This is a genomic window from Prevotella sp. kh1p2 (genome assembly GCF_900111525.1).
In the GTDB taxonomy this organism is placed as follows: domain Bacteria; phylum Bacteroidota; class Bacteroidia; order Bacteroidales; family Bacteroidaceae; genus Prevotella.
Genome location: NZ_FOHY01000016.1, coordinates 65,551 through 78,513 on the forward strand (window position 1 = coordinate 65,551; position 12,963 = coordinate 78,513).

General features: G+C 49.7%; 6 protein-coding genes and 1 pseudogene. 3 read left to right on the forward strand and 4 right to left on the reverse strand.

Annotated elements, in window-relative coordinates; translation table 11 throughout:
- Positions 1-350 precede the first annotated feature (350 nt).
- From BMW31_RS10230 to BMW31_RS10245, 4 genes are all read right to left on the reverse strand, one after another.
- Positions 351-4,799, reverse strand: a complete 4,449-nt coding sequence (locus BMW31_RS10230; protein WP_091825177.1) for a LamG-like jellyroll fold domain-containing protein — start codon at positions 4,797-4,799, stop codon at positions 351-353.
- A gap of 493 nt (positions 4,800-5,292) precedes the next feature.
- Positions 5,293-6,804, reverse strand: coding sequence for a peptide MFS transporter (locus BMW31_RS10235; protein ID WP_091825180.1), 1,512 nt, complete (start codon positions 6,802-6,804; stop codon positions 5,293-5,295).
- A 24-nt stretch (positions 6,805-6,828) separates the two neighbouring features.
- Positions 6,829-7,554: a porin family protein gene (locus BMW31_RS10240; protein WP_255404936.1), complete on the reverse strand. Its 726-nt coding sequence runs from the start codon at positions 7,552-7,554 to the stop codon at positions 6,829-6,831.
- A 37-nt stretch (positions 7,555-7,591) separates the two neighbouring features.
- Positions 7,592-8,938: a LysM peptidoglycan-binding domain-containing protein gene (locus tag BMW31_RS10245; RefSeq protein WP_091825186.1), complete on the reverse strand. Its 1,347-nt coding sequence runs from the start codon at positions 8,936-8,938 to the stop codon at positions 7,592-7,594.
- A 104-nt stretch (positions 8,939-9,042) separates the two neighbouring features.
- On the opposite strand from BMW31_RS10245, the gene BMW31_RS10250 reads away from it, so the two are divergent.
- The 3 genes and pseudogenes from BMW31_RS10250 to BMW31_RS13320 form a co-directional block, all read left to right on the forward strand.
- Complete coding sequence (locus tag BMW31_RS10250) at positions 9,043-9,747, forward strand: gliding motility-associated C-terminal domain-containing protein (protein WP_091825189.1); 705 nt, start codon at positions 9,043-9,045, stop codon at positions 9,745-9,747.
- Between the two features lie 55 nt (positions 9,748-9,802).
- Entirely contained in the window at positions 9,803-12,652 is a 2,850-nt protein-coding gene (uvrA, locus tag BMW31_RS10255) for an excinuclease ABC subunit UvrA (protein WP_091825192.1), read from the forward strand.
- Positions 12,653-12,775: 123 nt separating this feature from the next.
- A pseudogene (locus tag BMW31_RS13320) lies at positions 12,776-12,963 on the forward strand (transposase); the annotation flags it as partial.

Sequence of the window (12,963 nt, forward strand, 5' to 3'; positions counted from 1 at the left end):
TTGGGGTGAATGCAAAAGACACCTGTCGGCTGCCGTTTTTCTTTGTTGCCAGATGCCTTTTTACCGGAAGCACTTAGTGTTTAACGACAAGCCAGCTATTTTACCAACTATCTACACCTATCTGGTAATGCCTCTACATGTATCTGGTAATGCCTCTACATGTATCTGGTAATGCCTTTACCACTATCTGGTAAACGCTTTACCACTATCTGGTAAACGCTTTACCACTATCTGGTAAACGCTTTACCACTATCTGGTAAGACCTGGTAATGTATGAAATACAAAAGAAACCGCAGCCTTCTCTCCTGTTGTAAAGAGATGGCTGCGGTGCCTTTTCTGTATGAACCGTATTACCGAACGATTTGTTTTTTGCCGTTTATGATATAAATTCCGGGCAGCAACGGCCTGTTAACACGGCGCCCTTGCAGGTCGTATATTACCTGCGGGCCAGTCTCCGTGCCTTGCAGAACGCTGATGCCATTAGATGTGTTGTGCTTTGTACCATAGAAATTGATTTCATTGAGGCACAGCAAATTGCCTCCGGTAATGCCGCTGTTAAAGGTAATGCGCACATAGGGAGCGGTTGCAGGCTGGGCCAGCACCATGTTTTGCTGGGCGAAACTGAAGAGCACATGGTCGCTGTCGAGCACCTGCCAGTTAACATTGTCGGCGCTCTGCTCTACCGTAACATTGGCTGCACGGTAGCGGTCGGCCCTTGCATAACAGAACTGCAGGGTGCGCAAGGTGTCGCAGTCGGTACGTTTCAGGGTGATGCTGTGCGGATAAACCGTTTCTCCACCCTCCCATTTAGAGTGCCAGAAGGTTTTCTCGTCGGCGTCTATGGCTTGGTTGCCGGTGGCATTCTCTGAACTGTCATAATCGCTCACCGATACAAAAGAGAAATTGCTCTTGGCCAACAACTCGCCTACGACAGGCTCGTTGGCGGCCGGGTCGAAGTTCAGGGCGAACACACCTTTGGACTCGGTGTAATAGTTCACCGTGTTGGCAAATCCCGTGAGCTTTCCTTCGGCATGTCCGCAGGCATCAACGGCATTGCCGTCGGGCTGGTTAAACTGCCAGTAGGCCAGCAAGCCCCGGTTCTGCATAGCTGCATTGACATCGCTGATAGGGGCTACAGCCACTTCACGCAGATTGTTTTGACTGAGCGCACGGTTCCATACGCGCAGTTCGTCGATGCTGCCTTTCATCGGAGCAGCGGTTCCGCCGAGGGTAAGTTGTGTGAACGCGTTGCTGAAATCGGCCACACCTATATCAATAGTGGTGCCCACTTGCGTTCCGTCACGATAGAAGCTGACAGTAGTTCCGCTGTGCGTAATGGCATAATGATGCCACTCGCCAGGGATATAGAAGCCGTCGGCCGATGCTGATGCCTCGCCGAAGCTTAGTTTTACATTGCCGCTGGCATCTGAAACAATCTTCATGCCAGCTGCTCCATTGCTGTCCGCAGTCTGTATTCCCAGCGAACTGTTACTCAACTGCAATGGGTTGAGCCAATAATCTATTGTCCATGCCCCAAATGGAGCAGCAGATAAGGTGGCATCCATGCGCTGCGAACCGCCTTCGTAGAAGTTGAGCCCCGTCTCAGAAGCTGCATTGCATACTATCAGCGCGCGGTTTGCTGTTATGGAAGAGTTTCCTATCTCGTTGCCAACCGTATAGGTGAGGGTGTAGATACCGGGAACTTCGGGGGTTATCTCGCCCTCTTTGCCGACAAAGGCAAAGTAGCTGTTGCTGCTCCTGAAACTCCATTTCCACGACGTGGGCGCATAACCACTCTGGTCGGTAAGCTGCACCGGACTGCCTTTCACCACCACTTGCGGAGTTATCTGGTAAGCCGTAGCCGGCGTACTCTTACGCACCTCGAAACTTTGGGTTGAGGTGTACGTTGCTCCGTCGGGGCCGGTAACAGTGAGGGTTACTTTCTTCGTGCCCATCGTAGCGTAGCTGGCGCTGGCATTGGCCGTAGAGGCCGTTTCGTTGTCGGCACCTGGCATGCTCCACAGGTAAGTACAGCCGGGAGCCTTGTTTTGGGCTATAAAGCTAATTCGGTCGTTGCCCGTGGTTCCTTCGCTGCTCAACACAAAATCAGCGGTAGGCATAATTTGCTCTATTTCAATCGTAGCTTCGGCCTCGGCCGTAGCTCCGGAGAGGTCTGTGGTTTTGAGTTTCAGCGTTTGTATGCCTGTTTTATTGAAAGTAAAGGTAGGCACGCGCAGCGTGGAGGTAGCAGGAACAGCATTGGTGGCAGTCCATGTATATGCCGTGGTAGCCACGCTTGTTGCGGCCTGAATGCTTATCGGCTCGCCCATTACGGCCTTGGCCGGTGCCTGTATTATTGCTACGGGCTGGCTATCGCGGCTTATCGTGGCGCCGTTGGTTTGTGCTGCAGTTCGGGTACCGCCTAAAATTTCGGCATCATGTCCGCCTACCCAGTCTTTTATGTATGTCTTGCCGTCCTTGTCATAAGTATCCATTTTGAAGTAAGCCTGCAAGTTGGGTGTGTGCGTGGGGTCGGCAATGGGCTGGTGCATGTTTTCCTTGATGTCGGCGGCCGAGCGTGCACAGGTCCACAGCCTCAACTCATCAATGGTGCCGTTGAGTGAATTCTTATCTCCAAAATAAAGGCGTCCGGCCCAATAAGCGGGGAACCCGCTCACGCTGCCTTGCCCTTCGGCCACAAGGTTTCCGTCGGCATAAATGCGGTGGTTGTTACCTTCTATAACGAGAGCAATGTGAGTCCATTTGCCAACAACAAGGGTGTTGGCAGGCGTATCGATTCTATCTGTATTGTTGTTCCAGCCCGCTGATATGCTACCGTCTGCCGAGGTGTGCATCAGGTATTTAGCGCCCCACAAATTGTGGAACATAAAATCGGCCCAGTTAATCAACTTGTTGGGATTGAGCCACATTTCAACCGTGTAGCTGTCGTGCGCCTCGTTTACAACATCCGGCACAAAGAACTTACCACTCTCAAAAGCCAGAGCGTTGTTGTCATAGGCTTGCTCCGCTGTCAGTGCTGACGAGGCACCCACTAGGTTGCTTGCCGCCGATAAATGTTCTGTACCATTTATCATGTAAGCAGCCTTCACGCAATAGCTTCCGGCAGTTCCATCAGTGGTAAAGTTAGTGCTGGTGCTTTCTCCTACTTTATTGTCATCCCTGTATATATAATAAGAGGTGGGAATATAGGGTGTACCCGTAGGAGCAGTCCATGAGAGCTGGTTGCCAGAGAGGGTGAGGTTGGTAGGCGCATGCAAGGGTTCTCCCTTCACCACAACACTGATAATGGTTTGTTTGCCGGCCGTCTGAATTTCCACGTTCTTGCTGTCTAAAGGAAATTCCACGCCAAGCTTGTTGAACTCATAGTCAATGATGCTGGCCGCATGGATGTGTCCGTTGCCGTCGGCAGTTGATTTTGAATTAACTATCAAAAAATACTTCAACGGCCGGCTGCTGTCTAATCCATCGGTTAAATCGGTAAGGTCGATGCCGAACTCCATAGGTTCTGTATGCGAAATTCCGTCATTCCATGTTCCTAAAAGCGGAGTGGCAGCATCTTTGCCGTCGCCATCGCCGTCGCCCGTATAGTTGATATAAGCAAATTGGAATGTTTTCTCGGGTTTTGCTGCCGCGGTGTCTTGAGCCACACCGGCTACGACGCTTATCTCAGAGCGTTTGGAGTAGTCCATAAGCACTTTCATTGTACGCAAAGGTGTATAGTCTGTGCGGTAATGGTACACATAGGGCTGCCAACCGCCATACTGTTTGTATGCCTTTTTGCCGGCAGGGGTTGTTACCTCTTGGCTCACACCGCCGTCAAGCGCATACGGGCAGTAAACAAATCCGGCGTTACCCCAGCCCGCGCCATAACTCTGCGCCATAATCCAGGCTCCGTTCTCATTCTGTCCAAGGGTGTTGGTAATCTCCCCCACTTGTCCGTTGCCATCGAGGTCAAACTGTATGCGGTCATCGTATCCTACCATACACATGGCGTGGTCGTAATTACCCGAGCCTATATTCCAATGTTCCAAATAGCGTTGGCCTACAAAGCCGTTGGCTCTGTTGATATCAGAGGCCGGCACCGTGGCAAGGCCACTACTGGCAATGCCAACACCCACGCACGCCGTTCCACCACGACCGCCAAAGGTTTCGTCTCCGTTATGATTATACAGATATGCTTTCACGGCAGCTCGCCCCTCCTCGGTGTTTGTTGACTCCGGAAAGTTCGAGGCATAACTGATGCGGTGCAGCATGGCATTGTAAAAGCTCTTGTAACCCTGCATCCAACTCCAATTGGAGCCTTTGTGCTCCGAAGGCATATAAATGCTGCTCTCGTAGCGTCCGCCGTACACATCGGCAGTGGGGAAGCCTACATACAAAGCCATATCATCCTTGCCCGGCCCGTTATAGGTGAAAGGGTATTCAAACATGGGGGTAAGCTGGTTCTCGGGCAACGATGCGTCGGTATTTTGCCAGGCGTTCAGTTCCGAAGTCATCATGTAGCCCACGTGCGAGCTTACTCCGCACGAACCATAGCCGCCTTGTGAGAAGATTGGCGGGAAATAGCGCTGTGCGCCGGTGTTCCAATGGTCAGGGTAAGCAGCTTCAGCACCAGGGGCACGACTCATGCGCTGCCTGCGAAGGGAAAGCGAGGCGTCTGGTTTCACCACAGGATTATAGCCGGGGTAATAATCTCCTTTAGGCAAATCCTTGTAGAGCTGAGCCTGAGCTGTTGCCGAGAGCAACAAAGTCAAGGCTATCAAGGTAAAGTTCTTCATTGTTTGTATATTTTAGTAATAATAGATAGCAAACTTCCAAAGCGCAAACCCGTATAAATAACGGGGCGCTTGGTATAAAGCATATTGCTCGATGCTTTTAAGGTTCTGACAAAAATCTATTCTTTAATCCTTTTATATATCGACTTGAAAGTATTCCCATCACAAGTTGACTGTAATGCTTGTCCTGTAAGAAATCGCATGTACTTATTTATGTTTTTAGGTTTTAGCTTCAGGCAATAATACACATGGTCATTCTAATAGTTTGGCAAAACTAAGATTTAAAATTGAATTGGCAAAACAAAAGCAGGAAAATCTTCAAATTTCTGTGTATTTAGCTGCTTAAAGTTTCTGTCTGGTTATTTTGTTAATCATAGTTTTACTGTCACAGCCGGCATTTATGAGTTAAAGACGAACACTACGAAAAGAAAAATCCCTTGCACTTTCCGTATTTCAAGGAAACATGCAAGGGATTTATACACTTCTAAGAGCCGCATCAGCAAACTTTCTCGAGCTTCTTCATGATAGCCATCATAAAGACGAACGACAGCAAGCAGAGCACGATGAAGACGAGCCAAACCGTCCACAGAGGCAGTCCACCCCACAGGAAACCACCTACGGAAACAAGCATATTGCCGAAAGCGGTGGCAACAAACCAGCCTCCCATCATCAAACCTTTGTACTTTGGAGGAGCCACCTTGCTCACGAAACTGATGCCCATGGGGCTCAAAAGCAACTCGCCGAAGGTAAGTATCAGGTAAGTACCAATCAGCCAGTTGGCCGATGTAAAGGTTGCATTGTCGCCGGCGGCTGCCTGTGCATCGGGGGTAAGCAAACCGACAGAAGCTAAAATCATAAGTCCGTAAGCCGAACCGGCCACCAACATGCCATAGGCAATCTTACGAGGAGCTGAAGGTTCTTTGCCTTTTGAGGCCAGATAGCTGAATATACTCATGCTGACTGGTGTCAGCGCAACCACATAGAAGGGGTTGAACTGCTGGAAGATGGGAGCGCTGACTTCAACAGCACCTGATATCCGGGTGTACTTATAATACAATACTGTACACGCAGCAAGTATCACGGCAGTAGCAATACCCTTCCCTTTGCCGGTCTTGCTCTGGAAGAAACCAAACAAGCCGTACACAATGAAGATAATCATTACCAGATTAACAACATCAAAAGCCATGCTCTGAATGCCCTCTGATGTCGGCTTAACGAACTCATTGGCAAAATAGGTAAGGGTCAATCCGTTCTGATGGAAAGCCATCCAGAAGAAGACAACCACTGCAAATACAAGACAAAGTGCGATGATGCGTTCCTTGGTTTCCTGCTTTGACAGTTCTTGCACTTCGCCTTCGGCAACGGCATTCTGCTTTGAGTTGCCCTCTACATGACGGAAAGTGGAACGGAAACCGTAATAAATGGCTATGGAAAGAATGAGTGATGCGCAGGCTACAGCGAACGAGAAATGATAGGCATCATTGCTGGCATAGCCGATACTTTCTGCCCATTCCTTAATCTTAACGGCTGCCGTTGGTGCAAACAGCGCACCAATGTTGATGGCCATATAGAAGATGGAGAAGCCGCTGTCACGCTGTTTGGAGTATTGGGGCTCGTCATACAAGTTGCCCACCATTACCTGAAGGTTGCCTTTAAACAGGCCTGTTCCAAAACTGATGAAGACCAATGCTGCCAACATACATACCATGGCAAAGGTATCTCTGCCCAATGGAATACTCAGAAAGAGATAGCCGGCAAACATTACAAGCACACCGGCTGTAACCATCTTGCCATAACCGAACTTATCGGCAAGAGCTCCGCCCACCAACGGCATGACATACACCAAAGCCAGAAAGATGCTGTAGATAAGTCCGGCTGTACCGGGAGCAAGTCCGAAATTTGCTCGGAGAAACAAGGCAAAGACGGCAATCATGGTGTAATAACCAAATCGCTCGCCTGTGTTGGCCAATGCCAACGCATAAAGACCTTTGGGTTGATTTTCAAACATAATATTAAAGGTTTAAGTTTATGATTATTTCTTGGTTTTTGTTATATCAAACAGATAGCTCAACTTCACGACAATATTCCCATAATTAGAACTTCCGAAGAAATCGCGTTTTGTGTCTCCGTATATGTTTCCGAGCCCATAATAGTAGCGGGCCTCAAGCAGCAGATGGCCTGCTTTGGGAATACTGTACTCTGTTCCGAGACCTACAGCGATGCCATAGTCGAACTTCTTCTCTACAGCCATTGTGTCCTGAGCCACTACGTTCACGGCTCTGTCGGCGGCATTTCGCTGCTCGAGAGTAAAGTTTGCATCCGTACTTTCGCTCAAATAAAAGCCAAACTGGGGCCCCAAGTTCACAAAAAAATTGAAGCCTCGGTCTTCTCTGCCCCATGCCAAGTGTGCAAATACAGGTACCTGCACGTAGTTAATGGTTCGGCTGTAGGCTTCGGCCACACCGGTAGTTCCGTTGATGACTGGCTCGTCGGTAACGGTACGGATGTCTTCCTTCCATCCCAACTGGGCATAGTTTACTTCTGCATATACCGAGCAGATGGTGCTGAAGTACTTCTCACAGACATAGCGCAACGATAAACCACCCGTGAAACCACCGTGGTAGCCTTGGGGAACCTTCGGAGTGAAACGTACATTACTGAGCACATAGCCTCCGTTGACGCCGACAGCGAAGTCATTGCGATGTTCGCCTATCTGTGCTGCTGTGGTTTGAATAGCCAGCAGGCCGGCTAATGCCATCAAGCAAGTTTTTATTCGATTGGTCATTCTACAGCTATCAATAGTTAACCGATTCTATATTATGGTTGTAGGTGTAATGAATTAACTGGAAATTGGCATTCTGGTAGCCGCCCTGCCCTACCTGTTTGAAGTACAAGGGAGTCTGCATGGGCATGTAGACATTTTCTGCTCTGCTGCCAGTAAAGTTCTTTCCGTATTTGTGCAAGCCGCGCAAAAAGAACATGGCCTGATCGTAACCCGTCAACGCGAAACGCGGATAGGCATACTGCAGGTCGGTCTTGAACCAACGCCTGAAGTTCTTCTCGAAACCTTGCGTCCTTGGCGAAAGTGCATTATAATAATAGGTAGAGGGTATATAGGTGTCGAACTTGAAGAAGTTGTTCAAGTTCTGCTCTGTGTACATGAGCCATTCGTTATAACCGAACAGGGTAACAACTATGCCGGGATAATTTGTTGTCAGTCCGTTTATTTTGGCGAGCGCCACATTCAACTCCGGTGAACGCCCGGTGTTCAGAACCACAATGTTGGGTTGCGTACGCGAGAAGGCCTTGGCAAACATCTCCTCGCTGCTCGCCGTATTGGTAACATTATACCTGATACCTTTCTTCTCAAGCTGGGCACGCAGCCCCATGGTGAAGACACCCTTCTTGCTCGTCTTGTCGTTGCAGTCTATAAACACGGGGTGATGTTTGGGGAAGCGGGAAAGGAAAGCGTTGATGGCATCATTGTTGAGATTGTCTTCTTCCTGATAAACCTGGAATATCTGTGGGTTACGCGTCACTTCATCGCTGCTGATGGAGAACGGAATCACCAGCTTGATATCGTTAGCCTTGCAGAAATCGCCCAAAGGTTTTACCTGATGGGTGTAGAGAGGGCCGAAGATGATGTCGCACTCCTTTGCAGCATTGTCGAGCAATGTCTGGTGAATGTCTGCGTCAATGGGCACGTTCCACGTATGAACTTCGGTTGAAATGCCGATGCTGCGTAAACTGTCACACGCCATCAGCACGCCCCGGTAATATTCCACCATGCGACGCCCATCGCCGTCTACATTGTGAATGGGCAGCATGATGCCCACCCTAATCTGCCGCCCCGTAACAGGAACGGCTTTAGTCTGTTTGGGCGTCGCAACAGGCTGTACGCTCTTCTTCGCAAAAGGAATAAAAATCGTGTCGCCTTTCTTCAGTTCATAACCCGTTTGTTTCATCTCCGGATTGGCTTCCATCAAGTCAGGAACGGTAATATCGTATTTTCTGGCAATGCCGAAAAGGGTATCTTTCTTCTTTGCCGTATAGACATCACGCCACTTGTTTATCTGCGCCATCGACTCAGCAGCCGTTGCCAGCATGAGCAACAGCACCATATATCTTAGTATTCTTTTCATATCCACGAATTGATTTTTCATTTGCAAAAATACAAAAAAACTCTAAACTCTAATTCTATATCTGTAATCTTTTTGCTATCTTTGCATGATTATAGGACTTGAAAATGATTTTTAAACACATCTTCACGATACTGCTGGCACTGTTTTACTCTGTTGGCATCACCGCACAAGATATACCGGGCATCTCTCCCACAGCCAAGTTTACAGACTCGGCGGGTGAAGAGGGAGAAAGCCCTTTCTCCGGTTCCGCTCCCGTTATAGGCATCTTCAAAGCCAATCCTGAGAATGTAGGCTCCTGGAATGCCCACTACGAATGGCGCTTCTATACCGAAGGAAATGCCAGCAACCCCTATCTAATAAGGTACGAGCAGGACACGGAGTTCACTTTCAACAAGGCCGGAGTGAACTTTATCGTATGTTACGCCACGTTCACCCAAGGCAACGACACAGTTGCATATGCCCGGGAATATTGGGAAGAGGCAGGCCCGATGTCGGTTTCCATATCCGACAGCAAGCTCGAAATGCCCAATGCCTTCTCTCCCAACGGTGATGGCATTAACGATGTGTACAGAGCAAAAACCGGCTATCAGAGTATTGTGGAATTTCATGCCTACATCTTTAACCGCTGGGGACAGAAAATATACGAATGGAGTGACCCTTCCGGAGGATGGGACGGTACCTTTAACGGCAAGGATGTCAAGCAAGGCGTCTACTTTTGTCTCGTTAAAGCCAAGGGGGCTGACGGCAGGAACTTCAATATAAAGAAGGATGTAAACTTGTTGAGAGGATACACAGAAACAACTGACTGACAATAGATTAAGGTTCACAGGATAAAGGCAAGAGATTTAGGACGTAGACTACAAGATGAAAAGAGAAGACGAGAAGATTAATGTTTGGGGCGCACGCGTACACAATCTGAAAAATGTGGATGTGATGATTCCCCGCAATTCACTGACAGTAATTACTGGATTGTCCGGCTCGGGCAAGTCGTCATTGGCTTTCGACACCATTTTTGCCGAGGGCCAAAGAAGATACATAGAGACTTTTTCTGCCTATGCACGTAACTTCCTGGGCAACATGGAGCGACCCGATGTAGACAAGATAACGGGCCTCAGCCCTGTTATCAGCATCGAACAGAAAACAACGAACAAGAACCCGCGCTCTACCGTGGGCACCACTACCGAGATATACGACTATCTGCGACTGCTTTACGCACGGGCGGGAACGGCCTACAGCTACATGAGCGGCGAAAAGATGGTTAAATACACCGAAGAGAAAGTTTACGACATGATACTCGATGAGTATGCCGGCAGGCGTATCTTCATCCTCGCTCCGCTGGTACGCCAACGCAAAGGACACTATCGCGAACTCTTCGAGAGCATGAGGCGCAAGGGATATCTCTACATCCGGGTTGACGGCGAAATCAAGGAAATATCCAGAGGAATGAAAGTCGACCGATACAAGAACCACAACATTGAGGTCGTTATCGACAAGATGCAGCTGCCCCAGAAGGGCGCCGAAGGTTCTGCCGATGCTGAGCGGCTTCGCCACTCCGTATCTCTGGCCATGAAACAAGGCGAAGGCGTACTCATGATAATGGACAAAGACACCGGCGAGATACGTAACTTTTCAAAGCGACTCATGGACCCCGTGACCGGCATATCGTATGGTGAGCCCGCTCCCAACATGTTTTCGTTCAACTCGCCCGAAGGTGCCTGCCCCCATTGCAAGGGTCTGGGGTACGTGAACGAGATAGATCTCAAAAAGGTTATACCCGATAACAAGCAGAGTATCTACGAAGGAGCCATTGCTCCACTGGGCAAATATAAGAACCAGATGATATTCTGGCAGATTGATGCCATTCTGCATCAATACGACTGCACCTTGAAGACGCCCGTTAAAAACATTCCCAAGGAGGCAATGGACGAGATTCTGTACGGCTCGCTGGAGAACCTGAAGATTTCAAAGGAACTTGTTCATACATCGACCGATTATTTCATTTCATTCGACGGAGTCATTAAATATCTGAAGTATGTCATGGAGAGTGACGACAGTGCTGCAGGCCAGAAGTGGGCCGAACAGTTCATGGCAGAGGCCGTGTGTCCGGAGTGTCACGGGCAGCGACTGAAACGGGAATCGCTCTCGTTCAAGATATGGGACAAGAACATCTCCGAGGTTGCAAGTCTCGACATTGCTGATTTAAAAGAATGGCTGGAACACGTGGAGGAACACATGGACGACCAGAACAGGCAGATAGCCACCGAGATAGTCAAGGAACTCAGGAGCCGCGTCAACTTTCTTCTGGAAGTGGGACTCGATTATCTGTCGCTTAACAGGCAGTCGGCCAGTCTCTCCGGCGGTGAAAGCCAGCGTATCCGCTTGGCCACCCAGATAGGAAGCCAGCTCGTCAATGTGCTCTACATCCTCGACGAGCCAAGCATCGGTCTCCACCAACGCGACAATGAGCGGCTCATCAACTCGCTCAAGGAATTGCGCGATCTGGGCAACACGGTCATCGTTGTAGAGCACGACGAGGATATGATGCGGGCGGCCGACTGGATTATCGACATCGGACCGAAAGCCGGACGCAAAGGAGGTGAGGTGGTATTCCAGGGCACTCCTGCGCAAATGCTTCGCCAGCACACGCTCACCGCGCAGTATCTTACGGGCGAACAGCAGATAGAAATACCCTCGGCACGCCGCAAGGGCAACGGCAAGAGCATCGTGCTGCACAACTGCCGGGGCAATAACCTCAAAAACGTAGACATCGAATTTCCGCTCGGCAAGCTGATTTTAGTCACAGGCGTATCAGGCTCCGGCAAGAGCACTCTCATCAACGAGACGCTGCAGCCCATCCTCTCACACCAGTTCTACCGTTCGCTCAAGAAGCCCATGCCCTACGATGATATCGAAGGAATGGAGAACATAGACAAGGTGGTGAACGTAGACCAAAGTCCCATCGGGCGCACACCACGTTCCAATCCGGCTACTTACACAGGCGTGTTTTCCGATATCCGCTCCTTATTTGTCAATCTCCCGGAGGCAAAAATCAGAGGTTACAAGCCCGGCCGTTTCTCTTTCAACGTAAAAGGAGGCCGCTGCGAAGCCTGCGGAGGCAACGGTTACAAGACGATAGAGATGAACTTCCTGCCCGATGTGATGGTGCCCTGCGAGGTTTGTCACGGCAAACGGTACAACCGAGAGACACTTGAAGTGAGATTTAAGGGCAAGTCGATTGCCGACGTGCTTGACATGACCATCAACCAAGCCGTGGAATTCTTTGAAAACGTGCCACATATACTGCCTAAAATCAAGACCCTGCAGGATGTAGGTCTGGGCTATATCAAGTTAGGACAGAGCTCTACCACCCTGTCGGGAGGCGAAAGCCAGCGTGTGAAACTCGCCACCGAGCTGAGCAAAAAAGATACCGGACGCACCTTATATATATTAGACGAGCCCACTACCGGTCTGCACTTTGAGGACATTCGCATACTGATGAACGTGCTGCAGAAGCTCGTTGACCGCGGCAACACGGTTGTCATCATAGAACACAACCTCGATGTAATCAAACTGGCCGACTGGGTTATCGACATGGGACCCGAAGGCGGGCGCGGCGGTGGCAAGGTGCTGGCAACCGGTACACCCGAAGATGTGGCACGCAGCAAGCAAGGCTACACGCCGAAGTTCCTGCGCCAGGCGCTGAAAACCAAGTAAGCATTCTGCTCGCTCACCCGTTCCAAGCCCCGATGGCCGGTCTTCCACTTGCTTACTGACCTGTACTGAATAAGTTGACAGTTTACATCAAGCAAAAGAAGTAAAAAGTCATGAAACAGTACAATGAAAATCGAAAAATTAGAGTTATTACGTCGGTACCTCACGAGTGGCCTGTCGATACGCGCCTTTTCCACAAATGCCGGCATTCCCGTGGCGACATTCTTCGGATACCTCCGCGCGTACGGCCACCCCGACAACTCATCAATTCCCTTGCTTATGAAACACGAAGAACTGCCAACCACGCTCGACGA